24 protein-coding genes and 2 pseudogenes are annotated in these 25,669 nt (G+C 71.5%); 13 read left to right on the top strand and 13 right to left on the bottom strand.

The genetic code is table 11. From position 1 onward, the window contains the following. Positions 1-8 precede the first annotated feature (8 nt). A complete protein-coding gene (locus ADK36_RS01755) occupies positions 9-854 on the top strand; it encodes a (2Fe-2S)-binding protein (RefSeq protein WP_053195989.1) in 846 nt (281 codons plus the stop codon). A 28-nt stretch (positions 855-882) separates the two neighbouring features. Here the strand turns inward: ADK36_RS01755 and ADK36_RS01750 are convergent, their stop codons facing one another. From ADK36_RS01750 to ADK36_RS01730, 5 genes and pseudogenes are all read right to left on the bottom strand, one after another. Continuing rightward, positions 883-2,637 (bottom strand): ABC transporter ATP-binding protein, encoded by a 1,755-nt coding sequence (locus ADK36_RS01750; protein ID WP_053195987.1) that lies wholly within the window; start codon positions 2,635-2,637, stop codon positions 883-885. Between the two features lie 28 nt (positions 2,638-2,665). Then, a complete protein-coding gene (locus tag ADK36_RS01745; protein WP_053195986.1) occupies positions 2,666-3,193 on the bottom strand; it encodes an acyltransferase domain-containing protein in 528 nt (175 codons plus the stop codon). A gap of 106 nt (positions 3,194-3,299) precedes the next feature. Further along, positions 3,300-3,551 (bottom strand): annotated as a pseudogene (locus ADK36_RS49895) (LOG family protein); the annotation flags it as partial. A gap of 14 nt (positions 3,552-3,565) precedes the next feature. Then, on the bottom strand, positions 3,566-4,870 hold the full coding sequence (locus ADK36_RS01735) for an FAD-binding protein (protein WP_234329621.1): 1,305 nt from the start codon (positions 4,868-4,870) through the stop codon (positions 3,566-3,568). Between the two features lie 5 nt (positions 4,871-4,875). Beyond that, a complete protein-coding gene (locus tag ADK36_RS01730) occupies positions 4,876-5,646 on the bottom strand; it encodes an isopentenyl transferase family protein (RefSeq protein WP_053195981.1) in 771 nt (256 codons plus the stop codon). Between the two features lie 254 nt (positions 5,647-5,900). Between ADK36_RS01730 and ADK36_RS01725 the strand changes: the two genes are divergently transcribed. Then, positions 5,901-6,494, top strand: coding sequence for a hypothetical protein (locus tag ADK36_RS01725; RefSeq protein ID WP_048578939.1), 594 nt, complete (start codon positions 5,901-5,903; stop codon positions 6,492-6,494). A gap of 83 nt (positions 6,495-6,577) precedes the next feature. On the opposite strand, the pseudogene ADK36_RS45700 reads toward ADK36_RS01725, so the two are convergent. Next, positions 6,578-6,835 (bottom strand): annotated as a pseudogene (locus tag ADK36_RS45700) (sulfite exporter TauE/SafE family protein); the annotation flags it as partial. 113 nt (positions 6,836-6,948) lie between these two features. On the opposite strand from ADK36_RS45700, the gene ADK36_RS01720 reads away from it, so the two are divergent. From ADK36_RS01720 to ADK36_RS01705, 4 genes are all read left to right on the top strand, one after another. Next, complete coding sequence (locus ADK36_RS01720; RefSeq protein ID WP_053195979.1) at positions 6,949-8,037, top strand: S-(hydroxymethyl)mycothiol dehydrogenase; 1,089 nt, start codon at positions 6,949-6,951, stop codon at positions 8,035-8,037. Next, positions 8,037-8,666 (top strand): MBL fold metallo-hydrolase, encoded by a 630-nt coding sequence (locus tag ADK36_RS01715; RefSeq protein ID WP_048578937.1) that lies wholly within the window; start codon positions 8,037-8,039, stop codon positions 8,664-8,666. Before ADK36_RS01720 ends, ADK36_RS01715 begins: the two co-directional genes overlap by 1 nt. Positions 8,667-8,732: 66 nt before the next feature. After that, a complete protein-coding gene (locus tag ADK36_RS01710; RefSeq protein WP_048578936.1) occupies positions 8,733-9,107 on the top strand; it encodes a DUF4180 domain-containing protein in 375 nt (124 codons plus the stop codon). Between the two features lie 105 nt (positions 9,108-9,212). Beyond that, on the top strand, positions 9,213-10,127 hold the full coding sequence (locus ADK36_RS01705; protein WP_053195977.1) for an SDR family oxidoreductase: 915 nt from the start codon (positions 9,213-9,215) through the stop codon (positions 10,125-10,127). Here ADK36_RS01705 and ADK36_RS01700 read toward each other — a convergent pair. Beyond that, complete coding sequence (locus tag ADK36_RS01700) at positions 10,118-10,666, bottom strand: hypothetical protein (RefSeq protein ID WP_053195975.1); 549 nt, start codon at positions 10,664-10,666, stop codon at positions 10,118-10,120. The genes ADK36_RS01705 and ADK36_RS01700 overlap by 10 nt on opposite strands. Before the next feature lie 50 nt (positions 10,667-10,716). Between ADK36_RS01700 and ADK36_RS01695 the strand changes: the two genes are divergently transcribed. After that, a complete protein-coding gene (locus ADK36_RS01695) occupies positions 10,717-11,514 on the top strand; it encodes an SDR family NAD(P)-dependent oxidoreductase (RefSeq protein WP_053195973.1) in 798 nt (265 codons plus the stop codon). 117 nt (positions 11,515-11,631) lie between these two features. Beyond that, the gene (locus tag ADK36_RS01690) at positions 11,632-12,333 is read left to right on the top strand and encodes a L,D-transpeptidase family protein (protein WP_048578932.1); all 702 of its coding nucleotides are present in this window, start codon (positions 11,632-11,634) and stop codon (positions 12,331-12,333) included. A gap of 50 nt (positions 12,334-12,383) precedes the next feature. Here the strand turns inward: ADK36_RS01690 and ADK36_RS01685 are convergent, their stop codons facing one another. From ADK36_RS01685 to ADK36_RS01670, 4 genes are read right to left on the bottom strand one after another with little or no spacing between them, the layout of a single operon-like run. Beyond that, on the bottom strand, positions 12,384-13,586 hold the full coding sequence (locus ADK36_RS01685) for a Gfo/Idh/MocA family protein (protein WP_048578931.1): 1,203 nt from the start codon (positions 13,584-13,586) through the stop codon (positions 12,384-12,386). A 14-nt stretch (positions 13,587-13,600) separates the two neighbouring features. Beyond that, positions 13,601-14,944, bottom strand: coding sequence for an ABC transporter substrate-binding protein (locus tag ADK36_RS01680; protein ID WP_048578930.1), 1,344 nt, complete (start codon positions 14,942-14,944; stop codon positions 13,601-13,603). Between the two features lie 10 nt (positions 14,945-14,954). Continuing rightward, positions 14,955-15,875: a carbohydrate ABC transporter permease gene (locus ADK36_RS01675; protein WP_048578929.1), complete on the bottom strand. Its 921-nt coding sequence runs from the start codon at positions 15,873-15,875 to the stop codon at positions 14,955-14,957. Between the two features lie 17 nt (positions 15,876-15,892). Further along, on the bottom strand, positions 15,893-16,858 hold the full coding sequence (locus ADK36_RS01670; RefSeq protein WP_048578928.1) for a carbohydrate ABC transporter permease: 966 nt from the start codon (positions 16,856-16,858) through the stop codon (positions 15,893-15,895). A 169-nt stretch (positions 16,859-17,027) separates the two neighbouring features. Here ADK36_RS01670 and ADK36_RS01665 point away from each other — a divergent pair, with 169 nt between their 5' ends. Both ADK36_RS01665 and ADK36_RS01660 read left to right on the top strand, forming a co-directional pair. After that, positions 17,028-18,188 (top strand): ROK family transcriptional regulator, encoded by a 1,161-nt coding sequence (locus tag ADK36_RS01665; protein WP_048578927.1) that lies wholly within the window; start codon positions 17,028-17,030, stop codon positions 18,186-18,188. Positions 18,189-18,288: 100 nt separating this feature from the next. Next, on the top strand, positions 18,289-18,474 hold the full coding sequence (locus ADK36_RS01660; protein ID WP_048578926.1) for a hypothetical protein: 186 nt from the start codon (positions 18,289-18,291) through the stop codon (positions 18,472-18,474). A gap of 109 nt (positions 18,475-18,583) precedes the next feature. On the opposite strand, the gene ADK36_RS01655 is transcribed toward ADK36_RS01660, so the two are convergent. Then, on the bottom strand, positions 18,584-19,957 hold the full coding sequence (locus ADK36_RS01655; RefSeq protein WP_053195972.1) for a S1 family peptidase: 1,374 nt from the start codon (positions 19,955-19,957) through the stop codon (positions 18,584-18,586). 177 nt (positions 19,958-20,134) lie between these two features. On the opposite strand from ADK36_RS01655, the gene ADK36_RS01650 reads away from it, so the two are divergent. From ADK36_RS01650 to ADK36_RS01640, 3 genes are all read left to right on the top strand, one after another. Next, complete coding sequence (locus ADK36_RS01650) at positions 20,135-21,313, top strand: MalY/PatB family protein (protein ID WP_053195970.1); 1,179 nt, start codon at positions 20,135-20,137, stop codon at positions 21,311-21,313. 73 nt (positions 21,314-21,386) lie between these two features. Continuing rightward, positions 21,387-21,842: a PPOX class F420-dependent oxidoreductase gene (locus ADK36_RS01645; protein ID WP_078942830.1), complete on the top strand. Its 456-nt coding sequence runs from the start codon at positions 21,387-21,389 to the stop codon at positions 21,840-21,842. Positions 21,843-21,936: 94 nt separating this feature from the next. Then, a complete protein-coding gene (locus tag ADK36_RS01640; protein ID WP_048578923.1) occupies positions 21,937-22,728 on the top strand; it encodes an FHA domain-containing protein in 792 nt (263 codons plus the stop codon). Between the two features lie 68 nt (positions 22,729-22,796). On the opposite strand, the gene ADK36_RS01635 is transcribed toward ADK36_RS01640, so the two are convergent. Further along, the gene (locus tag ADK36_RS01635) at positions 22,797-25,565 is read right to left on the bottom strand and encodes a hypothetical protein (RefSeq protein ID WP_053195968.1); all 2,769 of its coding nucleotides are present in this window, start codon (positions 25,563-25,565) and stop codon (positions 22,797-22,799) included. Between the last annotated feature and the right edge of the window lie 104 nt (positions 25,566-25,669).

Raw genomic sequence — 25,669 nt, 5'->3', positions numbered from 1 at the left:
GAGCGCCGATGTCCGTGGCCCCGACGATCCCGCCGTCCGGCGCCGTCGCGCGTACGCTCCGTCAGGACTTCGCGCGGCTGACCGAGTTGTGCGAAGTCCTGAGCGTGCGGATCGCCGTTCCCGGTGCCGACGAGACCCGGGCGGGAGTGTCGGCCGGGGAACTGGTGAAGGACGAGGCCGTGCTCGACGCCTTCGTGGCGGCGGAGGCGGCCCGGATTCACGATCGCCACGGGGTCGTTCCACGCCGGGACGTCGCCGCCTCCCGCGCGCTGCACGACTACGCCTGGTCCGTCGCGCTCCTCATGAGCGGACCCTGGTACCTGGCACGCCGCGTGCCCCGGATCCGGCCCGAGGACCTGCGACTGGACCTCGCCTCGGCCGAGTTCACCCTCACGCCCGGGAGCGACCTCACCTGCCTGGCCGACGACCCGGCGGCCACGCTCCCCGGTGTGCTGACGGCCCCTCACGAAGAGGCCCTGCGCGCGGAGTTGCGTGCCGCGGTGGCCGATCACATGGGTCCCCTCCTGGACGCGATCGGCCCCCTCACGCGACGCCGCTCACGTGCCCTGTGGGGCATGGTCTCCGACGACCTGGTCTCCGGCATCTGGTACCTCGGCCGCACGCTCGGCCGCGAGGACGACGCCGTGGCGGCGGCCACCCGGCTGCTGCCCACCGCCGTGACCCAGTACCCGGGCGGCGCCGACTTCCGGCACCTGACGACCGACGACGGGCGCCGGCACCCGACCCGCACCCGCGCCGGATGCTGCATGTACTACACGATCCGCCCGGCCGAGGCGTGCTCCACCTGCCCCCGCACCTGCGACGCGGAACGGCTGCGCAGGCTCCAGGGCTGAGCGCCCCCGCACCGCCGGTGACGACGGATCACTCGGCAGTCGCCAGGAACTGAGTCGCCGCCAGCTCCGCGTACAGCGGGTCGGACGCCACGAGTTCGCGATGCGTGCCCACCGCGCGCACCCGGCCCGCGTCCATCACCACGATCCGGTCGGCCATCGTCACCGTCGACAGCCGGTGCGCGACGACCAGAACCGTCGTCGTACGGGCGACGTCGGCGACGGTGTCGCGCAGCGCCGCCTCGTTCACCGCGTCCAGCTGCGAGGTGGCCTCGTCGAGGAGCAGCAGCCGGGGACGGCGCAGCAGGGCGCGGGCGATCGCGACACGCTGACGTTCGCCGCCGGACAGCTTGGTGCCGCGATGCCCGACGAGCGTGTCCAGACCGCCGGGCAGCCGCGCGACCAGACCGTCGAGGCGGGTCGTCTTCAGCACACGGGTGAGGGCGGCGTCGTCCGCGTCGGGGTTGCCGAGCAGCAGGTTGTCCCGCAGCGAACCCGACAGGACCGGGGCGTCCTGCTCCACATAGCCGATCGCGGACCGCAGCCGCGGCAGCTCCCAGTCCGTCAGATCCCGCCCGTCGAGGGTGATGGACCCGGCCTCCGGGTCGTAGAACCGCTCGATGAGGGAGAAGACGGTGGTCTTGCCCGCCCCCGAGGGGCCGACGAACGCGGTCATGCCCTGCGCGGGCACGGCGAACGTCACCCCGTGGTGGACGTACGGGAGATCGTCGGCGTACCGGAAGCGCACGTCCTCGAAGGCCAGCGCCGCCGGCTCCGCCCCGGCGGCGGGCAACGGCGCGGGCGCGGCGGCCGGTTCGGCAGGCAGCCGCAGTGCCTCCTGGATCCTCGCGAGCGCCGCGGAGCCGGTCTGGTACTGCGTGATCGCGCCGACGACCTGCTGGATCGGCGACATCAGATAGAAGACGTACAGCAGGAACGCGACCAGCGTGCCGACGTCGATCGCCCCGGTCGCCACCCGCGCCCCGCCCACCGCGAGCACCGTGATGAACGCGATCTGCATGGCGAGTCCGGCCGTGTTGCCCGCCGCGGCCGACCACTTGGCGGCCCGTACGCTCTGCCGCCACGACTCCTCCGCGGCCTCGTGCAGCGTCCGTTCCTCCCGGTGCTCGGCACCCGACGCCTTCACGGTGCGCAGCGCGCCGAGGATCCGCTCCAGCGAGGCCCCCATCACCCCGACCGCGTCCTGCGCCTGCCGGCTGGCCCGGTTGATGCGCGGCACGATCACGCCGAGGATCGTGCCGGCGGCCAGGATCACGCCGAGCGTGACCAGCAGCAGCACCGGGTCCACCAGCCCCATCATGGCCACCGTCGCCACGAGGGTGAGTCCTCCGGTGCCGAGCCCCACGAGCGAGTCGGTGGTGACCTCGCGCAGCAGCGTCGTGTCCGAGGTGATGCGGGCCATCAGATCGCCCGGCTCGCTGCGGTCCACGGCGGTGATGCGCAGCCGCAGAAGGTACGACGACAGGGCGCGCCGCGCGCCGAGCACCACCGACTCGGCGGTGCGCCGCAGCACGTACGAACCCAGCGCGCCGAGCGCCGCGTTGGCCACGACCAGCCCGGACATGATCAGCAGCGCCCCGGTGATGGCCCGGTCGTGGGACAGGTCGTCGATCAACTCCCGTGCCACCAGCGGCAGCAGCAACCCCGTGGCGCCCGTGACCAGCGAGAGCGCGGCGCCCATGAGCAGGGTCCACCGGTGCGGGCGCACATAGCCCAGGAGTAGCCGCCAGGTGGGCGGGGCGGGTTCGGTCGCTGCGATGCTCACGGGGCTCCTCCGGAGTGGTGCGGAGGCTTCAGGCTATGTCGGCCTCCGCCCGCGCGGCCTGCCAGTTTCGTGCCACGGCGAGCACCAGGGGCCGTTCGGCGCCGTCGGGCAGACAGCCGTCCAGCATGCAGGCCAGGACGTCGGCCGGTCCGATCTCGACACAGACCGTCACACCGTCGCGGTGCAGCCGGCCGACGGCGTCCGTGAAAAGGACCGGTGCGCGCACCGCCCGCACCCAGAAGTCCGGCGTGGCCGCCTCCGCGCCGACCGGTTCCCCGGTCGTGTCGGAGAGGAGAGGCAGCCGCGGGGCACGCAGGCCGAGCGGCTCCAGGGCACGGCGGTAGTCGTCCAGCAGGGCGTCGAAATGGGGGGAGTGGGGTGCCACGTCCAGGCGGAGCACATGGGTACGGCGACCGCGGGCCGACCACTCCTCGCAGATCCGCCGCACCGCCGCGCGGTCTCCGGACACGACCACCGACCGTGGGCCGTTGACCGCCGCGATCACCGCACCCGGCCCGAGGCTCAGCTCTGCGGGGGACGCCTCCACGGCCGCCATGCACCCCGTCCTGGGCAGCGCGTCCGCGAGCCGGGCCAGCGCGCCGACCGCCCGGCAGCGCCACGAAGGCATCGCCCGCCGCGGCCATCCGCGCCTTGCGCTCATGCATGTCACCGACCACGACCAGATCGGTGAGCCCCGTGTGGGTGATCTCGTACGGCAGCATGCCGCGCGGCACGACTCCGGTCACCGCGCCGCCGGAGGCCAGCGCCCCGTCCGCGACGGCCCCCATGAGACCGGTGCGCGCACCGCCGTAGACCAGCCGCAGGCCCGCTCCGGCCATTGCGCGGCCGAGGTCGGCGGCGGTGCGCAGATGTGCGGGGTCGCGGCCGGGGGAGGCACCGCAGAAGACGGTCACGGCGGTCACGCCGGTCAGGTCCACAGGCCGTACCCCCTGGTCAGGACGTGATGCGGGTCGTATTCGTCCTTGGCGCGGACCAGTTCGGGCCAGAGGGGGCCGAAGTGGGCGGCCCAGTCGCCGGGCGCCATCGGCAGCGCGCCGACCGGGTGGAGGACACCGCCGGCGGTCCTGGCCCGCTCGTACAGGGCCCGGTTGGCGGCGACCATGCGCCGTACGACGTCCGGCGCGGTCGGCGGCGCCGTGCGCATCAGGGCGAGCAGGCAGAGATGTTCGCCCGCGGGCCTGCGCAGCAGCGGGGCGTGCAGCGTACGGCCCGTCAGCGGACGGAGCTGGACGGTCCCGCAGTAGCGCAGACCCTGCTGAGCGCCGTCGGCCAGCACGGCCGGGACGAAGGAGCCCGCGGCCTCCTCCGGCAGCAGCAGGGTGAGCCAGGGGTGGGGGCGGTCCCATTCGCCCGTGGCGCGCAGCAGACGCTCGTCGCGGTCCAGGCGGTGCGTGTACTCGGCGAACGACACATCCGCGATCTCCTCGGTGTCCCGGTCGTGGTCCAGGTCGCCGGTCGACAGCGCGTCGTCGGCGGGCGGTCCGCCCTCGTGCGGAACGACCGCCTCGATCATGTAGCGCCAGCCCCCGCCGAGCGCCGGCCGCGCCTGGCCCGCGACATGGCTGAAGCGGCTGTCGCCGGCCAGGCGACGCTGATCGGTGAGATACGTGCCCGGGGCGTCGTGATAGAGGCGATAGCGGCGCACGTGGCTCGGCGCGGGCACCAGGGCCAGGGTGGCGCGGACGATCAGTGCGCACTGGCCGAGTCCTGCCAGGACCGCGTGAAAGAGGTCGGGGCGCCGGTCGGGGGCGCAGACCAGCCGTTCACCGGTGCCGGTGACGACCTCCAACTCCCTCACCCAGTCCGCCACCAGGCCGTACCGATGACTGGAGCCGCCGAAGCCACCCGTGCTCAGCAGCCCGCCGACGCTGCCGCCCAGGTGGTCGGGCAGCACCGGGGGTGTGAGTCCCTCGGCGAGCGCGGCTCGTACGACGTCGCGCCACAGTGCGCCGGCCCCGGCGGTCAGCGTCCGCTCGCCCGGTACACAGCGCACGTCGGCGAGGGCGGCCATGTCGACGACGTAGCCGCCGTGCGCCTGCCCCTGCCCGTACAGGGCCTGTCCGGCGCCGCGCGCGGAGACCGGCAGCCCGTGCGGCCCGGCGAAGGAGACGAGTTCCTGGACGTCGGCGGCGGAGCGGGCCGTGACCACGCCGAGCGGGGAGGACCCGACGATATGGCCGAAATCCGTGGAGGCTTCCCTGACCCCCGACACGCCCGTCATGCCACGGCCGCCAGCATGCCGGAGTCGAATGCGGGGGCCGTCGTTGCGCTCTCGAAAATCTCGGTGAACACACGCTGCTGGAGAATGCCGTGTTCGGCATGGCGTAGGGCGATGAGAGCGGCGATCCGGTGCAGGACGTGTTCGGGAATTTCCTGCTGGTCGATAACCTCCGCATCAATCGAGTACTTCGCGCAGCATTCGAGCACGGCCTCGAAACCGTTGACGGACGCGGCCAGCCGCCGCCGCCGCGGATCCCGCCAGAGCGCGGCCAGCTCCTGGAGCAGCCCCGGGCCGCAGGCACCCGGTGTGAGCATCGCGCGGGCCCGGCCGGTGAGGGCGGCGAGGTACGTGTCGTAGGCGGGCAGCGGAAGAAGACGGACCGTCAGCCGCCAGTCGAGTTGCTCCCAGCGGGTGCACAGCACCCGCAGCAGCGAGATCGAGCCACCCTCGATGATGACCAAATCGTGCTGGACCGCGAGCTGTTCGACAAGTTCCACGAGCGCGTCCGCCGCCTCGGCCGCGGACAGGTCGCCGTCGGCGAACGTCCGGTCACCGAGCCAGTGGCGGCGCACCCCCGGCACGTCCGCCCCGGCACGGGCGCTCGTGGTGGCGAGGTCGGTGAAGCATTGCAAGCGGTCGGCGACGACGATCGGGGCGCCGGTCGCCCGGGCCAGCTCGGTCGCCGCCGCGCTCTTCCCGACGCCCGTCGGGCCCGCGATCAGATGGACGAACGGGCGGACCGCGAGAGACGTTTCGTTCTTGACCATGGCGGGTTGTCCCCTTCCGCTTCGGCTACGGGAAAGACCACTGCCAAGTTACGCAGCACGGCGAGCGGGAACACCCTGCGGAACGCCCGGACCGGGCAAAGAGAAGGCTACATTCCTTTGCGATTGTTAAAGATTCGCGCACAGTCCGCTGGAAGAGGTAATTCCTGGGAATCCAGGGCCATATGAGCGACCGTCGAACTAATTCTTAACGAATTCATGACGTGTCGCGGGAACCCGTCCCGAGGAGAATTTCCATGCACCCCGACATGCTCCGGGCCGTCACCGAGTCCCTGCCCGCCGACCGTGTCGACGGGCCCGCCGAGCGCGGCGCCGTCCTCGTCGGCTACGGCGCCGAGGAGGAACTGGCGCGCTTCGCCGCCGACCCGCGCTGGACCGTCCACGTCCCCGGCCATCCGGACGAGGTGCGCCGCGTGATCCGGTCCGCCGTGAGCCGCGGCGAACGGGCGTTCGTGCACCTCTCCGGCGAGTCCAACACCGAACCGCACGGCCTGACCGAAGGCTTCGAACTCGTCCGCGAGGGCCTCGACGGTGTCGTCCTCGCGGTCGGCGCCACCCTCGACCCGGTACTGCGCGCCACGGCCGGCCTGGACGTGGCCGTGCTCTACGCGGCCACCGTCCGGCCCTTCGACGAGGTCGGCCTGCGCACCGCCGTGCTGGCTGCCGACCACGCGGACATCGTGCTCGTCGAGCCCGGGCAGCCCGGCCTGTCGGCCCGGCACGTCGCCGAGACCCTGGTCCATGTACCGCACCGGTTGCTGCCGCTGGGTGGTGCGGACGGCCTGGACGAGGACGTCATCGCCCGGGCCGTCCGGGACTTCCTCAGGTGACCGGCGCCTGCCCGCACACGCGGGCCCACCACGTTCACCAGCGCCGGTACGGCGAGGAATCCGCCGCCCACGCCCAGCACCCCGGTCACGGCGCCGAGGCCGGCCCCGACCCGGACGCCCCGACCCCGGTGCACCGGCACGTCGTCGTGCCGTACGGAGGCCGACTGCCGGAGCATGCGCGGCGCGGCGAGCGCGGCGCTCCCCGCGAACGCCCCGGTGAGCAGCCCGGGAGGCAGCCGCCCGGACAGTGCGCCGCCGACCGCGGCGGGCGGGAGCCCAGCAGGTGGACCAGGGCGGGCACGGCCGACCGGCGCGCTCGCCTGGGAGTGCCGGCAGATCACGACGATCGCGTGACGGGAAGCCGGCGTGAAGGACTTCACCGCGTGCCTTTACCGATCAGTCACAACTAGGGTCGGAGGTGGACGCAGAGCCGCCGAGGGAAGGGTGAAGCACCATGGCGCAGGAAGTACGCGGCGTGATCGCACCGGGCAAGGACGAGCCGGTGCGGGTGGAGACGATCGTCGTGCCCGATCCCGGGCCCGGCGAGGCCGTCGTACGGATCCAGGCCTGCGGGGTCTGTCACACCGACCTGCACTACAAGCAGGGCGGCATCAGCGACGACTTCCCCTTCCTGCTGGGGCACGAGGCGGCCGGTGTGGTGGAGGCGGTCGGTGCCGGCGTCACGGACGTCGAACCCGGTGACTTCGTCATCCTCAACTGGCGTGCGGTGTGCGGGAACTGTCGCGCCTGTCTGCGCGGCCGCCCCTGGTACTGCTTCAACACGCACAACGCCGCGCAGAGGATGACCCTCGCCGCCACCGGCCAGGAGCTCTCCCCGGCGCTCGGTATCGGCGCCTTCGCCGAGAAGACGCTCGTCGCGGCGGGACAGTGCACCAAGGTCGACCCGTCGGTCGCACCGGCGGTGGCCGGACTGCTGGGCTGCGGGGTGATGGCGGGCATCGGCGCCGCCATCAACACCGGAAACGTGGGGCGCGGCGACTCGGTCGCCGTCATCGGCTGCGGCGGGGTCGGTGACGCGGCCGTCGCCGGGGCGAACCTGGCCGGCGCCGCGAAGATCATCGCCGTGGACATCGACGACCGGAAGCTGGAGAAGGCCCGCTCGATGGGCGCCACGCACACGGTCAACTCGCGTGAGACCGACCCGGTCGAGGCGATCCGCGAGCTGACCGGCGGCCACGGCGCCGACGTCGTGATCGAGGCGGTCGGCCGCCCCGAGACGTACAAGCAGGCGTTCTACGCCCGCGACCTCGCCGGCACCGTCGTCCTGGTCGGCGTACCGACCCCGGAGATGAAGCTCGAACTGCCGCTGCTGGACGTCTTCGGCCGCGGCGGCTCGCTGAAGTCCTCCTGGTACGGCGACTGCCTGCCGAGCAGGGACTTCCCGGTGCTGATCGACCTGCATCTGCAAGGCCGCCTGGACCTGGGCGCGTTCGTCACCGAGACCATCGAACTCACCGACGTGGAGAAGGCGTTCGAGCGCATGCACCACGGCGACGTCCTGCGCTCGGTGGTGGTGCTCTGATGGCCCCCCGCATCGAACGCCTCGTCACCTCCGGCCAGTTCAGCCTCGACGGCGGCACCTGGGACGTCGACAACAACGTGTGGCTCGTCGGCGACGACCACGAGGTGGTCGTCATCGACGCCGCCCATGACGCCGACGCCATCGCCGAGGCCGTCGGCGACCGGCGCCTCACCGCGATCGTCTGCACTCACGCCCACAACGACCACATCGACGCCGCGCCCGCCCTGGCCGACCGCACCGGCGCCACGATCTGGCTCCACCCGGACGACCTGCCGCTGTGGAAGCAGACCCACCCGGCCCGCGACCCCGACGCCCATCTCGTGGACGGGCAGATCATCGAGGCCGCGGGCGCCGACCTGACCGTCCTGCACACCCCGGGACACGCGCCGGGCGCGGTGTGCCTGTACGACCCCGGACTGGGCGTCGTCTTCACCGGCGACACCCTCTTCCAGGGCGGCCCCGGCGCCACCGGCCGCTCCTACTCCCACTTCCCGACGATCATCGACTCGATCCGCACCCGCCTGCTCGCCCTCCCGCCCGAAACCAGGGTCCTCACCGGCCACGGCGACGCGACCACCATCGGCGCGGAGGCACCCCACCTGACGGAGTGGATCGACCGCGGCCATTGAGGCCGGAACCGGTCCGACCGGAAAACCCGTGGTCAGAGGCAGGGAGCGACCGTACGATCGCGCCCCATGACCACCAACACGCTCGTGACCCTGCATGACGTACGCGTCCTGCGCTGCGCTCCCGACGGCCCACTCCTGGACGGCGAGAGCGCGGCGCTCGATCTCCTCGGTGACGCCTTCGGGCAGGAGGCCGAGCTGGTCGCGGTGCCCGTCGAGCGGATCGCCGACGAGTTCTTCCGGCTGCGGTCGGGCGTCGCGGGCGCGGTCATGCAGAAGTTCGTGAACTACCGGGTGCGCCTGGCCGTGGTCGGCGACGTCTCCCACCACATCGCCGAGAGCACGGCCCTGCGCGACTTCGTCCACGAGACCAACAACGGCGGCCACATCTGGTTCCTGCCGACACACGACGCCCTCGACGCGCGACTGCGCCCGGCCGGGTGACCCGCCCGTGACAGGCCACACTCGCCCGTAAAAGACGACAGAAGATGTCCGGCTTACCCGGCACCCTCAAAAGCGACAGCGCTCGCAAGGGTCGGGAGGCCGCACATGTCACAGCCGCTCAAGGACAAGGTCGCACTGGTCGCCGGGGCGACACGGGGGGCCGGACGCGGCATCGCCGTGGAACTCGGCGCGGCCGGCGCCACCGTCTACGTGACGGGACGCAGCACACGCGCCAAGCGCTCGGAGTACGACCGCCCCGAGACGATCGAGGACACCGCCGACCTGGTCACCGAGGCGGGCGGCCACGGCATCGCCGTACCCACCGACCATCTCGACCCGGCCCAGGTCCGCACCCTCGTCGACCGCATCGCGGACGAACAAGGCCGCCTGGACGTCCTCGTCAACGACGTCTGGGGCGGCGAGAAGCTCTTCGCCTGGGACAGCCCCATCTGGGAGCACGACCTCGACAAGGGCCTGCGGCTGCTCCGCCTCGCCGTCGAGACCCACGCGATCACCAGCCACTACGCCCTGCCCCTGCTCCTGCGCCGGCCGGGCGGACTGGTGGTGGAGATGACCGACGGCACGGCGGACTACAACCGCGACAACTACCGGAGCTCCTTCTTCTATGACCTCGCCAAGGTATCCGTCCTGCGCATGGCCTTCTCCCTCGGCCATGAACTCGGACCACGCGGAGCCACCGCCGTCGCCCTGACGCCCGGCTGGCTGCGCTCGGAGATGATGCTCGACACGTACGAGGTACGCGAGGACAACTGGCGCGACGCCCTCGAACGCGTCCCGCACTTCGCCATCTCCGAGACCCCGCGCTATGTGGGCCGCGCCGTCGCCGCCCTCGCCGCCGACCCCGACGTGGCGCGCTGGAACGGCGAGTCCCTCTCCAGCGGGCAGCTCGCGCCGATCTACGGATTCACCGACCTCGACGGCAGCCGCCCCGACGCCTGGCGCTACCTCGTGGAGGTCCAGGACGCGGGGAAGCCGGCGGACACCGACGGCTACCGCTGAGGCGGCACCGGGCCGACCGAGCGGATCGGCCAGCGCGCGGAGTGACCCGGCGGCAGACCCAGGTCGTCCCGTACGGCCGTGTAGTAGCCCTCACGTCCCGCGCGCTGGCGTTCCAGCAGCGCCTGCCAGGCTGCCGGATCCTGCCTGCCCTCGCGCACGAACCGCTCCATCTCCAACGCCGTCAGGACCCAGTCCCGCGCCTTGTCCACCACGGCGGTGCTGCCCAGCATGATCAGCGCTTCACCCGAGGGATCCCGGCGGGTGGTCGCGTCGGCCAGCAGTGGCTTGGCGTCCTCAAGGGTCAGCGGGTCCGGGTGCGGGTCGTTGCCGAGCCTGGCGGCGACCCGGTACGTCACCGTGACCGTCTTCTTCACCGACTGCGCGTAGTCGGCGTACACCGCCAGCCGCCGCTCCTCCCAACGCGCCGCCTGCTCCCGCCGGAACCTCACCCGGTCGCCCCGCACGACCGCCACATACGAACCGAGTGCGCCGATCACGACGCCGATGAGCGCGGGGAGTTGCTGAATGAACACGGACATGGACGCACGGTATCTGCCCGGATGATCGTCCCGGCACTACGGTTCGGTCCATGACGGACACAACGCGCTTCGCAGGGTACGGAGTCCTGATCACCGGCGCGGCCCGCGGCATCGGCGCGGCCACCGCACGCCGGTTCGCCGAGGAGGGAGCGCGTGTCCTGCTGACCGACCGGGACGGCCCCGAGGCCGAGCGGGCGGCCGCGGAGCTGCGCGGACAGGGACTCGCGGCGGAGGGGCTCGCGTGTGACGTAGCCGACCGTGCCTCCATCGAGGCGGCCGTCGCCCACGCCGTCGACACCTTCGGCTCCCTCGACGTCCTCGTCAACGGCGCCGCCTGCTGCACACCCGACACCCCGCTCTTCGAGGACGGTCCCGACGGCGCGTGGGCCCGTGACCTCGACATCACGCTGACCGGCACCTACCGCTGCTGCCGCGCCGCCCTCCCACACCTGGCGGCCACCGGCCACGGCGCCATCGTGAACATCGGCTCCGTCAACGCCCTCCAGGACTTCGGCAACCACGCCTACAGCGCCGCCAAGGCCGGCCTCGGCTCCCTCACCCGCACCCTCGCCGGGCACGCCGCCGCCCGCGGTGTCCGCGTGAACCTGGTGACGCCGGGGACGGTACGCACCTCGGCGTGGGAGGGGCGGGACGCGGAACTCGACGCGCTCCGCCCGCTCTACCCCCTGGGCCGGGTCGGCGAACCCGAGGACATCGCGGCCGCGATCACCTTCCTGGCCTCCCGCGACGCCGCCTGGATCACCGGCACCACCCTCACCGTCGACGGCGGCCTCACCGCGGTCAGCACCGGCTTCCGTGCCGCGGTGCGGCGCTCGGGCGACGCCTGAGGCGGCCGGCGTAGTTTCACCGTTTGGTCACAGCCCGTCCCGGGCCACAACCGACACCCCCGCACACGGGTCTACCAGGCAGAAGTCCACAGGACCACGCAAGGGAGAGGCCCGGCCATGGGGGACATACGCAGACGGCGCGCCGTCGCACTCGGCATCACCGGAGGACTCGTCGCACCGCTCGCGCTGACGCTCGCCGCCGCACCGGCGCAGGCGGCCCCGAGCTGCACGACCCAGACCGGGCCGTATCAGAAGAAGGTGGAGAAATTCCTCGGCCGGCCGGTCGACGGCAAGCAGTCCACCGCCGACTGCAAGGCCATCCAGGCCTTCCAGACCAAGCACGGCATCACCCCGAACGCGGGCTACGCGGGTTCCGTCACCTGGGGCGTGATGGACCTCATGAACAAGCAGAAGGCCGTCGGCAACAACCCCAACAAGGACGGCAAGTGCCCTGTCAACAAGGGTCGCATCGCCTGTGTGAACCTCACGCTCCAGCTGAGCTGGATCCAGGACGGCAGGAAGCTGGTGTACGGCCCGGTGCCGGTCCGCACCGGCCGCGACGGCTACGAGACGCGCACCGGCCTGAAGAAGATCTACTGGCGCAACATCGACCACGTGTCGAGCATCTACAACGTGCCGATGCCGTACTCCCAGTTCTTCGACGGCGGCCAGGCCTTCCACTCGGTCGGTGTCAGCATGTGGAACCCGCCGGGCTCGCACGGCTGCGTCAACATGACCAAGACCGACGCGAAGAAGTACTGGTCGCTGTTGAAGAACGGCGACGACGTCTACGTGTACGGCCGCAAGCCGGGCACCTGACACACAGAAAGACACGCGCAGGCACCCGGCTAACGGCCCCCGGAGAAGCGTCACACCTCCGGGGCGTCCCCGAAGTCCGGGATCTCCAGCCTGACCCCGCCCTGCCGCGCCGACTCGTGCGCGACGATGCCCGGCAGGGTGTAGCGGGCCGCCACCCACGCGTTCACGGACGGCAGGGTGCGGCCGTTCACCGCGGTCACGAAGTCGTCCACCAGGAAGTGGTGGCTGCCTTCGTGGCCGTTGTGCAGGTTGTCGAACTCCCGGGGCAGCCGCGCCCGGTCGTGCACCGGCGCCGACCCCGAGGTGAAGGCGGCCCGCAGCTCCGGCGCGATGTGCTGGAGCGACGGGTCGTCAGGAGCCATGGTGGGCTTGGGCTCCAGCAGCTCACTGATGTCCTTGACGCCCTTCTTGTCCTGCCAGAAGGCCACGGTGGCGAGCTGCTCCATGCTCGCCTCGGTGCCGAAGAAGCGGAAGCGTGACTCCCGTATGTGCGAGGGGTAGCCGACCCGCCGGAACTCGTTCGTACGGAACGAGCCGCCGCCCGCGACCTCGAACAGCGCGGTCGCGTTGGAGACGTCGTTGCCGAACTGGCTGACGGACTTGTCGAAGACGCCGTCGCCGCGGTCGTCCACGACCCCGATCGCCGACACGCTCACCGCGTGCGTCCGCCAGGCCCCCAGCACACCGCCCACCGCGTGCGTCGGGTACAGCAGCGGGGGATAGGAGGCGGTCGCCTTCCAGTTCTCGCCGCCGCTGTACTGGTACGCCTCGTAGAACCCCAGGTCCATGTCGTGGACGTAGTCGCCCTCGGCGTAGAAGAGCCGTCCGAAGGCGCCCTCCGCGATCTGGTTGCGGGCGTGCACCGTCGCCGGGTTGTACTCGCTGGTCTCGCCCATCATGTAGGTCAGACCGGTCGCCTTGACGGCGTCGATGATCGCCGCGATCTCCTCCGTGGTGATCGCCATGGGGACCGCGGAGTACACGTGCTTGCCGGCGTTCAGGCCCTGGAGCACCAGCGGGCCGTGGGTCCAGCGCTGGGTGAAGATCGCGACGGCGTCGACGGCCTTCGACTCCAGCATCGCCTCGTACGACGGGAAGGTGCCGGCCAGTCCCTGAGCGTCGGCGAGCTGCTCGGCCCGCTCGGGCAGCAGATCGGTGACGTACACGTCGCTGACACCGGGGTGGGCCTGGAACAGCGTGGCGAACTGGCCGGAGAACTGGCCGGCGCCGACGATGCCGAGGGAGAACGTCATGGAGTGGGTGCCTTTCACTGGCCGAGGATGAGATTGATCTGGTCGTTGGTCTCGTCGAGGCTGCTCACGGGCTTTCCGTTGCCGTAGATGTCCTCCATCGCGGGTGTCATGAGGGCTGTCATGTCCGCGGAGTAGTTGGCGATCGGATACGAGAAGGTCCGGAAGTGCTTCTTGTCGGCCACGGGCTCGGTGAAGGCCGAGACGTCGAGGCCCTTCTTGTCGTACGCGGCGATCGCGGCCCTGGTCCCGGCCGGAGTGGCGGGGAAGACGACGCCGTACCTGCCGACGACGGTCTGGCACTCGTCGGAGGCCAGATACGCCACCCACTTGCGGGCGCCTTCCTTGTTCTTGGCGGCCTTGGTGATCGAGTCGGCGAGACCGTTCATCATGGTGGCGCGTTTGCCGGTCGGGCCGACCGGTGTGAGCGCGGTCCTCATGTCCATGCCCTTGAAGCCCGCGTAGGTGGAGATCATCCACGCACCGTCGAAGGCGGCGGCGGCCTTCCCCGCGGCGACCTGGGTGTTCGCCTGGTTGGACTGGACGTTGTAGTCGGAGAGCGGGGGCATGTAGCCCTTCTTCGCGAGACCGAAGTACCACTTGATGACGGACTGGAAGGTCTTGCTGCCGTACTGGTACTTCTTGCCCCAGCGCGGCTTGTCCAGGTAGTCCCATCCGGCGGAGGCCGCGAAGTTGCTCCACTGCGTCTGGCCGTCGCCGAAGCCGCCGCCGTTGGTGGCCAGGCCGTACACCTTGACGTTGTCCTTGTCGAAGCCCGGCTCGTCGCCGCGCCTGCCGTTCCTGTCGATCGTCAGACGGGCGACGGCCTTCTCGAAGGTGCCGCCGTCCTCGGGGTTCCAGGCCAGGTTGTTCAGCTGCTCCGCGGTCAGTCCGGCGTCCTTGGCCATCTTCTCGTTGTAGAAGAGCGCGACCGTATCCCAGTCCTTGGGGGCGCCGTACCGGTGGCCGTCCTGGCCGATCCAGTTGGCGGCGAGCCCCGGCTGGTAGTCGGAGTCCTTCATGCCGAGGTCGTCGAGCGGTTCGAGGACCTTCAGGTCGGCGAACTGGCCGAAGTACTGGATGTGGTCGGTGAACACGTCCGGCTGGGTGCCCGCGATGAAGCCGGCGGTGAGCTTGGTCCAGTAGTCGCTCCAGCCCAACTGGGTGATCTTGACCTTTAGTCCGGGGTTCTCCTTCTCGAACCCCTTGGCACAGGCCTGGTAGGCGGGCAGCTGGTTGGCGTCCCACAGCCAGTACGTCACCGTGTTCGCGGACGATCCGGCGGAGCCTCCGCTCGCGCAGCCGGCCACCAGGGACAGGGCCAGCGCTCCGGCGAGCGCGGTCAGGTTACGAATGCGCATGCGCGTTCCCTCACTTGATCCCGGTGAAGCCGATGGAGCTGACGATGCGGCGGGCGAAGCAGGCGAACAGCACCAGCATCGGCAGCGCGGCGATCAGCGTCGCCGCCATCAGCCCCGACCAGTCGACGCCGGTCGCCGGGGTCTGCGCCCGGAAGACCGCCAGCGCCACCGTCAGAACGCGCGAGCTGTCGCTGTAGGACACCATCAGCGGCCAGAAGTAGTCGTTCCAGGAGGTGATGTACGTCAGCACGCCCAGCGTGATGACCGGTGTGGACGCCATCGGCAGGACGACCCGGAAGAAGACCTTGACCTTCCCGGCGCCGTCGAGCAGCGCGGCCTCCTCGACCTCCCGGGGGATGTTCATGAAGAACTGCCGCAGGAAGAACACCGCGAACGGGGTCATGAAGAGGCTGGGCAGCGCGATGCCCAGGAGCGTGTCCACCAGGTGGAGTTGCTTGATGAGCACGAAGTTGGGCAGCAGCGTGAAGATGGTCGGCACCATCAGCCCGCCCAGGAACAGCCCGAACACCTTGTCCCTCCCGCGCCAGCGCAGCCGCGAGAAGGCGTACGCGGCCATCGCGGAGAAGAAGATCTGGCAGCCGGTGATCAGTGTCGAGACGATCACCGAGTTGAGCAGATAGCGCCAGAAGTCGAGCCCGCCACCCGCCCCGCCCTGCGCGACCGCCTCCTCGGCCGACTGCAGACCGAGAGCCCGCTGGAAGCCGGTGCCGGTGAGGTCGACGGGGAGCGGACTGGTGGGGTCGGCGTTGAGGCCCGCGTTGGTGGAGAGCGCGGTGCGCAGGATCCAGTAGAAGGGCAGCAGGGTGATCAGGACGACGAGGCCCAGCACGGCCCAGGCGGTGGCCCGGCCGAGGGAGAACCTGCGTTTGGCCGGCCGTACGGTCGGCGTGGTCGTTGTCACGGCAGTCATGTCGGGGTCTCCTTCCGTCAGCCGAGGTCGGTCCGGCCGGCCCGGGTGAGCCGGTACTGGAGGACGGTGATCGCGCTGAGCACGACGAGGAGGGCGACGGACATCGCCGAGGCGTAGCCGAACTGGAAGCGGCCGAACGCGGATCCGTAGATGTAGTACTGGAGCACGTTCGTCGCGTTCGCCGGACCGCCCGCGGTCGTCACGGCGACCGTGTCGAACACCTGGAACGAACCGATCACCGTCATGATCAGAACGACCGCCAGGACCGGACGCAGCAGCGGCATCGTGATCCGCCAGAACATGCGCCACTCGCTCGCGCCGTCCACCTTCGCGGCCTCGTACATGTCGTTCGGGATCGCCTGGAGACCGGCGAACAGCAGGAGGGCGGTGTATCCGACGTGCCGCCAGACGTTGATCAGCGCGATGGTGGGGATCGCCCAGGTCTCGTCGGCGAGGAACGGTATGCGGTCCACGCCGACGGCACTGATGATCTCGTTCCCGATGCCGAGCTGGGTGTCGAGGATCCACAGCCACACCAGGCCGGCGACGACGTTCGACATCAGGTACGGGGTGAGCACGATGCCCCGCAGCAGCGCCGACTGGGTCAGCCGCTGGAGCAGGACGGCGATGGCGAGCGCCGCCACCGTCTGGACGCCGATGTTGATGAAGACGTACTCGACGGTGACCGTCAACGAGCTCCAGAAGATCGGGTCGTTGACCATGCGGACGTAGTTGTCGAACCCCACCCACTCCGCCGGGGTGAGCAGGTTGAACCGGGTGAAGCTCAGGTAGATGCCGCGCAGCGTCGGCCAGAGCAGGAAGACCAGGAAGCCCAGCAGCGCCGGAGCGATGAACACCGCGGCGAGCCGCCCGTCCCCCTGACTCTCGCGGGAGCGTGCCCGCCGCGTCCTCGACTTGGTCCCTGCCCCCTGCGCGCTGCCCAGGGGCAGACGCGACGGAGGGCTGCTGGAGGCGATGGTCATCGGGAGACTCCCTCGTCTGCGGCGGCTCGTCCTCGGCGTCACTTACTTTCGTCGCGGAAGAATCAAGCCGTCAAGAGCTGTGCGGGCATCTCCTGCAGGCCGGTCTGACGGCTCTAGAATGGAGGTGTTGATTTCATGGAGAAAAAAATCATGTGGGAGTCTGACGACCATGACCCCAGTAGCCGCAAGCTGGCTTCCGCTCAGCCCCGGTGAGCGCTCGGTGGCGATCGAGGTGCTCCTCGGTGGCCCCCTGTCCCGCACCGAACTCGCCCGGCGGCTCGACCTGTCCGCGGGCAGCCTCACCCGGCTGACCAAACCGCTGATCGAGTCGGGCCTCCTCGTCGAGGTCCCCGAGGCGGGGGCCCCGGCGGAGGTGCGGCAGGGCCGCCCGTCGCAGCCGCTGGACGTCGTCGCCGAATCCCGCTCCTTCATCGGCTTCAAGATCACCGAGGACATGGTCTACGGCGTCGTCACCACCCTCAGAAGTGAGATCGTCGCCCGCTACGACCGCCCGCTCACCAGCCGCGAACCCGCCGAAGTGGTGGAGGTGCTGGGGGAGATGACCGACGCGCTCACCGCCGACCACCCCCGCCTCGCGGGCATCGGCATCGGCGTGGGCGGCCTCGTCGAGGACCGGGCCGTGGTGGGGGAGTCACCGTTCCTGGGCTGGCGTGACGTCCCGCTCGCCGAACTGGTCGAGGGGCGCACGGGGTTGCCGGTCGTCGTGGAGAACGACGTCGCCGCCCTCGTCGAGGCGGAGACCTGGTTCGGCGCCGGGCGCGGCCTCGACCGCTTCGTCGTCCTCACCATCGGCGCCGGCATCGGCTACGGGCTGGTCCTGGGCGGCAAGCGGGTGCCCTACGCCGAAGAGGACCGCGGCTTCGGCCGTCACTGGATCATCGACCCCAACGGGCCGCTCACCCCCGACGGGGCGCGCGGCAGCGCCGTCTCGCTGCTGACCATCCCCAACATCCGCTACCAGGTCCAGGCCGCCACCGGCCGTGACCGGACGTACGAGGAGATCCTGGAGCTCGCCGCGGCGGGCGAGCCGATGCCCGCCCGCGTGATCGAGGAGGCGGCCCGGGCGCTGGGCACCCTGGTCGCCCAGATCGCCAACTTCGTACTGCCGCAGAAGATCCTGCTCGCCGGCGAGGGGGTGGGCCTCATGGACATCGCCGGCAAGACTGTGGCGGACACCATCCGCGCGCTTCGGCATCCGCTGGCCGCGCCGGTCGAACTTGAGACCAAGGTGTCCGACTTTCACGACTGGGCGCGTGGCGCCGCCGTTCTCGCGATCCAGGTGCTGGTCCTGGGGGCGGCGGACGCCTGAACTCCGCGATCTCCGTGGACAGATGGACGTGATCAGCAACACGGTCCGGTATGTCCGTATTGCCCTCGCTTACTCACGTCGCCTTCACCTCTGGAGCCGTATGCTTCACAGCATGTCCACCACTGTTGAATTCGCCTCCGAGCGATCGGCTGACGAGGTCAACGAGGAGATCCGGGCGCTGTGGCGCCGGTCGGGCGGGACACTGAGCGTCGAGCAGCGCGAGGAATACCAGCGTCTGGTCCTGGAGTGGGCCGCCGCGGCCCCGCAGCCGGTGAAGGCGGCCTGAGCACGCGCCTCGGTGCAGACCCGAGACCCGTCCCCCTCCTCCTCGACGTACCTCCCCACGCATCGGAACACCCCTCTCGGGCGTCGCCGGGGTCGACGGCCCGGCCCCGTCACCCCCAGGTCGCCGAGTAGTAACGCCGGTACGCCTTGCGGTCCTGCTCCGCGCGGATGAACCGGGTCGCCGCCAGGGCGACCAGGCTGCCCGCGATGACCAGCAGACCCGGGCCGACGTTCTTCGGGTCCGCCAGCCGGGACAGCAGCGTCGCGGCGTCCGCGCCGGTCACCGGGGCCGACGACCCGGGCGACGCGTCACCGGGCGAGACCGCGCCCTGCGGCGCTGACGCGGACGGCGCGGGCGAGGCGCCCTGCTGACCCGATCCGTTCTGCGCCGCCACGATCAGCTTCATGTCGAGCGCGGCCAGCGCCTTGGTCACGGGCTGGAAGAACGTCGTACCACCGGCGTTGCAGTCACCGCTGCCCCCCGAGGTCACACCCAGCGCGACGCCCTCCGAGAACATCGGACCGCCGCTGTCGCCGGGTTCGGCGCACACGTTCGTCTCGATGAGCCCCGTGACCGTGCCCTCCGGGTAGTTGACCGTGGCGTTGAGCGCCGTCACCTCACCGTCACGCAACCCGCTCGTGCTGCCGCTGCGGAACACCCGCTGCCCGACGGCGGGATCGGCCGCACCCGTGATCCGTACGCCCTTGCCCTCACCGATCGACACGACGTCCGCCCCGGCGCCGGCATCCCCGCTCGCGTACTGGACCAGGGAGAAGTCGCCGCCGGGAAAGTTCTGCTTGATCGTCTGGCCGATCTGCTGGGTGCCCCGGGTGTCGGAGAACCACACGGAACCGTCGGGCCCGCAGTGCCCCGCCGTGAGGATGAAGTCACGCTGCCCGTCCGTGACGTTGAAACCGGCCGAACAGCGCCCGGCGGTCGACAGCAGCGGCAGCGCGCCGTTGAGCCGCGTCGTGAACGTGCCCTCGGTGCGCTCCATGCGGACGAAGCCGCCGATGTCGCCCGCGAGATCCGTCATCCGGGACCAGTCGTCCGCCGAAACGGTGCTGTCGCCCCGTACCACGATCTCGTTGGACCGGTAGTCCATGACCCACGCCGTACCGGCCACCCGGGGTGCCGAACGCAGCGTCGACGTCGCCGAATTCAGCTCGTCCATGCTGTGGTCGACCATCTTCGCCTCGGCGCCCGCCCTGCGCACCTCGGCCGCCGCAGCCTCGTCGGTGACCGCGACCACCGGCTTCCCGTCGGCACCGATCCAACTGCCCGCCGTACGGGACGCGCCCAGCCGTGCGACCAGGTCGCTGCCGGTGCCGGCGACCGAAGCGGCGTAGGTGCGCGGGACGGCCGACGCGTCCGGAGGTTCGCTCGCCACGGCGCGTGTGACCATCGTTCCTCCGAGGAGGAGTCCGCCGACGGCCGCCAGCCGTGTCACTCGCCGGACGAGACGTCGTCGTGCGTGCCTCATGCAGGGCTCCCGAACCAGTACAGCGCGGCGGCAACGCCGCGGGGCCCTCCCGTAGTTGAGCACCCTCTCTCCATACGTGGCCGGGCCCGTCCGTGTTCACCGCCCGGGTGATCGTTCCCGCGTCGGCACCCGCGTCAGCAGTTCACGGTCCCCGCACAGCCCCCTATCTTGTGCCCCATGACCAGGATCCCGCACGAAACGTCCGGTGAACCGAACCCCCTTCGCACCCTCACCCTCGACCGTCTCCGATGTCGTACGAGCATGAAGTGGCGCGCCTACCCCGACGACGTGCTGCCGCTGTGGGTGGCCGAGATGGACGTGCCGCTGGCCGAACCCGTCGTGCACGCGCTCACCGAGGCCCTCGCGCTCGGCGACACCGGCTATCCGGCGGGCACCGGCTACGCCGAAGCGCTCGCCGGATTCGCGGAGAAGCGGTGGGGCTGGGACGGGCTCGCCGTGGAACGGACGGCGATCGTGCCCGACGTGATGCTCGGTGTGGTCGAAATGCTCAAACTGATCACCGGACCGGGCGATTCGGTCGTGGTGAACTCACCGGTCTATCCGCCGTTCTACCAGTTCGTCGAGCACATGGACCGCCGGGTGATCGAGGCGCCGCTGGGTGCCGACCTGCGCATCGACCTGGACACCCTGGACGAGACCTTCCGGCGGGCGACCACGGCCGGCCGGCGCGCCGCCTTCCTGCTGTGCAGCCCGCACAACCCGACCGGCACCGTGCACACCGCCGGTGAGCTGGCCGCCGTGGCCGCGCTCGCCGACCGCCACGGAGTACGGGTCGTCGCCGACGAGATCCACGCCCCGATCACCGCCGGCGGCGTCGACTTCGTGCCGTATCTGAGCGTCCCGGGCGGTGAGAGCGGGCTGTCGCTGATGTCGGCGTCGAAGGCCTGGAACCTGGCCGGCCTCAAGGCGGCACTGGCCGTCGCGGGCCCCGCGGCCGCCGCCGACCTGGCCCGGCTGCCCGAAGAGGTCAGTCACGGGCCCAGTCACCTCGGCATCATCGCCCACAGTGCCGCCCTGCGCGACGGCACCGCCTGGCTCGACGCCCTGCTGGCCGGCCTGGACGACAACCGGCGCCTGTGCGCGGACCTCCTGGCCGAGCACCTCCCCGCGATCACCTACCGCCCGGGCGAGGCCACGTACCTCGCCTGGCTCGACTGCCGCGCGCTCGGCCTCGGCGACGACCCCGCGGACGTCTTCCTGCGGCGCGGACGGGTCGCGCTCAACTCCGGGATCCCGTTCGGCACCGGGGGAGCGGGACACGTGCGGCTGAACCTGGCGACATCACCGGAGCTGATCACGGAAGGCGTACGGCGGATGGCGGCGGCCCTCGACTGAGGCGTGCGGCGGGAGCGGGGTGGGGTGGGGGCGCTCCTCGGCGTCCCCACCCCCGCTGCCTACACTTCCGGCCATGGACGATTCGTCGCAGGAGAAGCCGGAGAAGCCGGAGAAGCCGGAGAAGCCGCAGAAGCCGGAAGTGGCGGAGACGCTGGAGTCGCTCGGCGCGGGCAAGTACCTGCTCGTCACCAGCTACCGCAAGAACGGCACCGGCGTCGCCACCCCGGTCTGGGTGGTCCGCGACGGAGACGCGCTGGGTGTCTGGACGGTCGCCGACTCGTGGAAGGTCAAGCGCATCCGCGCCCGCGGCGACGTCCTCGTCGGCCCCTGTGACCTGCGGGGGAAGCCGACCGGCGAACAGGTCCCCGCCACCGCCGAGGTCTGCGACCGGCCCACCAGCGCCCACTACCGCAGGCTCATCGCCCGCAAGTACGGCATCACCGGCCGCCTCACCCTCCTTGGCAGCCGACTGCGCCGAGGCGCGAACGGCACGGTCGGCATCCGCGTGACCCTCACGCCGGCCGGCTGACCGGCGTGGGGAGGGGTCCCGCCGTGGGTGCGGGATCCTGGTGAGCCCACCCGTACGTGCCGGGAAGCCCACGAACCACCGAGGGAGACCAGCGATGCCTCTGTCGTCCAGCCTCGCGCGCGGTGTCGCGCCCACGGCGCCCGGAACGCTCCACGCCCGCACGGTGACCGGGGATCTCACGGCCCCGCCGCGGCCGGGCCTGACGGTGCGCTTCGGGCGGGGCGAGCGGCCGGACGTGGATCTCGGGGTCGGCGTGGACGATCTGCGGGTGAGCCGACGGCACGGTGAGCTGACGTATCAGCAGGGGCAGTGGTGGCTGCGCAACATCGGGCAGCAACTCGTCCGGCTGCCGCGCGGACGGATGATGCACACGGCGACCGAGCCGATGCCGCTCGCCACCGGCTACACCCCGCTGTTCGTGAAGGGCTCCGGCTACCGGGAACATCTGGTCGAGTTGTATGTGGCGGGCCATGACGACCAGGGCCCGGTCGCGCGGCGCAGGGCGGAGACGGTGCGGCCGGAGATGTGGCCGCTGGACGACGACGAACGGCTGCTGCTGGTCGTCCTCGGCCAGCGCTACCTGCTGTACGAGGAGGACCCGCGCCCCCTGAGCTACGCCGTGGCCGCCCGCCAACTCGCCCATCTGCGCCCCGACGCGGGCTGGAACGAGCGCAGGATCGAGTACCGGATCGAGGACGTACGCCGCCGGCTGGACCGCACCGGCTTCCGCTACCCCCTGCTGCACGACAAGTCGCAGGGCCGCCCCGGCGACAACCGCCTGCTGCACAACCTGCTGCGGGGTCTGGTGGAGTCCACGACACTCGTCCCGCCGGACCTGGACCTGATGGAGGACGACCCGCCTGCGCCGGACCACGGGCCGCACTGACACGACCGGACGAGTACGCGAACGGGCCCTCGCGGGCGGGTGTCCGGCACCCGCCCGCGAGGCGTGTCTCACGAGGCGTCGACCACCGTGCCCGTGGCCTCCGCACCGCCGGGCACCGGTTCGCCGGAGTCGTCGGTCAACCGCAGGCGCACCGACTCGGCCGGCTCGGCCACCCCGTCCGTGCGGGTCGGGACGGACAACTCCGTGCCCGTCCCGCCCGCGGGGACGGACACCCACAGAGACAGACCCTCCACCTTGGACAGGGGGCGCTCCGGATCCGGCGAGGCGCCGGAGGAGTCCTGGAGCCAGGCGGGATCGACGTCCTTGGTGGACAGCTCCTTGCCGCCGTCGACCGGAACCACGGTGAACATGCCGCTCACCTCGGCATCGGCCGCCGCGGACAAGGTCACCCGCCACTTCAGCGGCTTCCCCTCGGCCACCCGGTCCGTGACCGGCGTCACCCCGATCGTGGGCAGCGGGTCGTCGTTCTCCGCGCTCACCCCGCCCCGGTGCGAGCCGACCACGGCGGCGCGGACCGCCTTCACGAAGACGTCGTGCGCGAGGTCGTCGCCGTAGCGGGTGTTGCCCGTGACCCTCACCGGGACGTCGATGTCATGCGCACCGGGCCGCACCGTCACGACCCGGTGCGTGACCCTGCCCGTGACCGGGTCGGAGACGAACAGCCGCACCTGCCCGGCGCCCCGCCCCGACACCAGGACCGGTACCCGGTACGTACGCTCGCCCGAGTCCCCCTCCTTGACGGTCAGCCGACCGACGTCGACGCGGGCCAGCGGAGCCTCCCGCACCTCGGGCGTGCCCGGCCGCCAGGCCCAGGCGTCCATCAGCCAGGCCCGCCCGGACCTCGTGCGCGGCGTCAGCTCCAGCGACGTGACGTGCCGCAGGTCGAGCGCGGCCGCGTCGTCGGCGCCGATCGGGACCCGTACCTCGCGCGCCCAGTACGAAGCGGTCCGGCCCGTCCCCGGCAGCCCGTCGACCTTGACGCGGCCGAGGGTGCGCTGCCGCCCGGTGGTGTCGGTGACGGAGACGTCCAACCGCGTTCCGGTGCTGTTCGGGGGCACGATGACGCGCAGCGCCAGTGCCTTGGCACCGGTCAGGGACAGCGGCCGGTCGGGACGTACCCGTACGGCGGAACCCGGCGCGGACCAGCGCAGCGCTACCGCGCGGCGGCCGGGCTCGCGGCCGGTCTCCCAGCGCGCGAAGTGCGGTGAGGCACCGGCCGTCTCCGACGCGAGACAGGCGGTGGCCGAAGAGGGATGCACCGCCGAGCACAGCCGGCCTCCGCTCACGGTGACCTCGCCGTCCGGCAGGAACCCGGCGCCGCGCCGCGCGCCCACCGCGTGGGTGAGGACGTGCGCGGGATCGGCCGAGGGCGCGCGCCAGCCCGAGCCGTCGAGCAGCGGGCGGACCCGGTCGTCGCCGGCGACGAACAGCCGTGCCGCCGCCGCGATGTAGGTGGCGCCGGCCTTGTGCTGCTGGTCGGCGGTCAGCCGGGTGCGGGCGCCGGGGGAGCAGACCGGGTCGGGCTGCTCCTCGTCGTGCCAGAAGTCGTCGTCGGCGGGCGACACGGCCTGCCCCGGCGTCCACTCGCTGTTGAAGTAGTTGTGGTTGGCGCCCACCACGTACACGGCGCTGTGCAGCGCGGCACCCCGGCTGACCCCGCGGGTGCCGTCGACGTACACCTCGCCCTGGAGATCGGAGACGTCGCCGTCGCAGCCCGGCAGGATCGTCATGGACGGCACGTCCGCCACCGGGTTCTGGCCGAAGACCGTCGGGCCGATGAGCACGGTGCCGCGAATGTGCCAGCGCACCGGGCCGCGATAGCCGTCCTGCGGCGCGGGCGGCGGGTAGAGGCTGTCCATCGCCGCCCGGTTGACGCCCTCACCGCCCCGTGAGTGGCCCACCAGCAGCACCCGGGACAGATCGGCCCTGGGCGCCTCGCGTACGACCGCCGGCGCCGTGCCCGGGTGGGCGGACCAGCCGGCCCAGCGGGCGAGATGCTGCCGTACGAGTGAGGAACGGGCCTGCGCGCCGCCGTCCTCGGCGTTCCAGTCCTGCCCGTTGATGCCGTTGGCGGAGACCGACACCGTCACATAGCCCTGGGAGGCCAGGAGCCGCTGGTCGCGCAGATAGCCCCGGTGGCTCGGCACCGGCTTGGTGCCGGCGGGGCAGGGCCACTCGCCGCCGATCTCGCCCTGCGGGGTGTAGCAGGTGAAGTGGCGCCCGTGGAGGAACAGGGCGAGCGGACGGCGGCCCTGCGCACCCTTGGGCGCCACCACCACCGCCTTCATCTCGACCGGCTCGGCGAACCCGGGCAGCCGTACCGGGGCGAGGTCGTACTCGCCCGTGACGGTCCGGTACGCGCCCGGCTCGCCGGGGTCGACCTGGTTCGCCGGCAGCCGCCGCGGAACGGTCACCGCCGAGCGCCCACCGCCGGAAGTCGCCTCCGGCGCGTCCAACCGGCGCCCGGAGGAACGGACTTGAAGGTCCCGCACCGAGTCCAGCGGGACCCCGTCGAGGCCCAGCCGGAACGTACGCCCGTCCTTCGCCGGCGCCGGACGGCCGAGCAGCCGGTCACCGGCGTAGAACTCGACCCGGGCGTCCCCCATCGGGACCCGTTCGTCGGACCGCCACACCAGCTTGCGCGCGGCCCCCTCACCGGTGATGCTCCAGTCGGCCGGCAGACCGCCACCACCGTCGTCCCTGTTCGCCAACAGCCGTACGTCGGACGCCTGTTGAGCCTGCGCCCACCCTGGCGACGCCCCCACCACCGTGAGCACCGCCAGAGCGGTGCCCCATATTCGCCGGGCACGGATCACGTGCCCCTCCTTCCGTTCGCACCGGGACGGCCCCGGGCCCTTCACCCGGGGAGGACGGAAGGAGGTGCCTGTGCGTTGCCTGTGCGGCGAGGGAAGAGCGATGT

Source organism: Streptomyces viridochromogenes, assembly GCF_001270495.1.
GTDB lineage: Bacteria > Actinomycetota > Actinomycetes > Streptomycetales > Streptomycetaceae > Streptomyces > Streptomyces viridochromogenes_A.
This window is presented reverse-complemented; position numbering and strand designations above follow the sequence as displayed.

Bases quoted from the DNA above. Each gene is read 5' to 3' on its own strand.
- ADK36_RS01660 (WP_048578926.1), top strand. From the start codon at position 18,289: ATGCTTCACAGCATGTCCACCACTGTTGAATTCGCCTCCGAGCGATCG.
- ADK36_RS01670 (WP_048578928.1), bottom strand. From the start codon at position 16,858: ATGACCATCGCCTCCAGCAGCCCTCCGTCGCGTCTGCCCCTGGGCAGC.
- ADK36_RS01675 (WP_048578929.1), bottom strand. From the start codon at position 15,875: ATGACTGCCGTGACAACGACCACGCCGACCGTACGGCCGGCCAAACGC.
- ADK36_RS01690 (WP_048578932.1), top strand. From the start codon at position 11,632: ATGGGGGACATACGCAGACGGCGCGCCGTCGCACTCGGCATCACCGGA.
- ADK36_RS01680 (WP_048578930.1), bottom strand. From the start codon at position 14,944: ATGCGCATTCGTAACCTGACCGCGCTCGCCGGAGCGCTGGCCCTGTCC.
- ADK36_RS01685 (WP_048578931.1), bottom strand. From the start codon at position 13,586: ATGACGTTCTCCCTCGGCATCGTCGGCGCCGGCCAGTTCTCCGGCCAG.
- ADK36_RS01695 (WP_053195973.1), top strand. From the start codon at position 10,717: ATGACGGACACAACGCGCTTCGCAGGGTACGGAGTCCTGATCACCGGC.
- ADK36_RS01655 (WP_053195972.1), bottom strand. From the start codon at position 19,957: ATGAGGCACGCACGACGACGTCTCGTCCGGCGAGTGACACGGCTGGCG.
- ADK36_RS01755 (WP_053195989.1), top strand. From the start codon at position 9: ATGTCCGTGGCCCCGACGATCCCGCCGTCCGGCGCCGTCGCGCGTACG.
- ADK36_RS01725 (WP_048578939.1), top strand. From the start codon at position 5,901: ATGCACCCCGACATGCTCCGGGCCGTCACCGAGTCCCTGCCCGCCGAC.
- ADK36_RS01650 (WP_053195970.1), top strand. From the start codon at position 20,135: ATGACCAGGATCCCGCACGAAACGTCCGGTGAACCGAACCCCCTTCGC.
- ADK36_RS01700 (WP_053195975.1), bottom strand. From the start codon at position 10,666: ATGTCCGTGTTCATTCAGCAACTCCCCGCGCTCATCGGCGTCGTGATC.
- ADK36_RS01715 (WP_048578937.1), top strand. From the start codon at position 8,037: ATGGCCCCCCGCATCGAACGCCTCGTCACCTCCGGCCAGTTCAGCCTC.
- ADK36_RS01665 (WP_048578927.1), top strand. From the start codon at position 17,028: ATGACCCCAGTAGCCGCAAGCTGGCTTCCGCTCAGCCCCGGTGAGCGC.
- ADK36_RS01710 (WP_048578936.1), top strand. From the start codon at position 8,733: ATGACCACCAACACGCTCGTGACCCTGCATGACGTACGCGTCCTGCGC.
- ADK36_RS01745 (WP_053195986.1), bottom strand. From the start codon at position 3,193: ATGGCGGCCGTGGAGGCGTCCCCCGCAGAGCTGAGCCTCGGGCCGGGT.
- ADK36_RS01640 (WP_048578923.1), top strand. From the start codon at position 21,937: ATGCCTCTGTCGTCCAGCCTCGCGCGCGGTGTCGCGCCCACGGCGCCC.
- ADK36_RS01705 (WP_053195977.1), top strand. From the start codon at position 9,213: ATGTCACAGCCGCTCAAGGACAAGGTCGCACTGGTCGCCGGGGCGACA.
- ADK36_RS01730 (WP_053195981.1), bottom strand. From the start codon at position 5,646: ATGGTCAAGAACGAAACGTCTCTCGCGGTCCGCCCGTTCGTCCATCTG.
- ADK36_RS01645 (WP_078942830.1), top strand. From the start codon at position 21,387: ATGGACGATTCGTCGCAGGAGAAGCCGGAGAAGCCGGAGAAGCCGGAG.
- ADK36_RS01720 (WP_053195979.1), top strand. From the start codon at position 6,949: ATGGCGCAGGAAGTACGCGGCGTGATCGCACCGGGCAAGGACGAGCCG.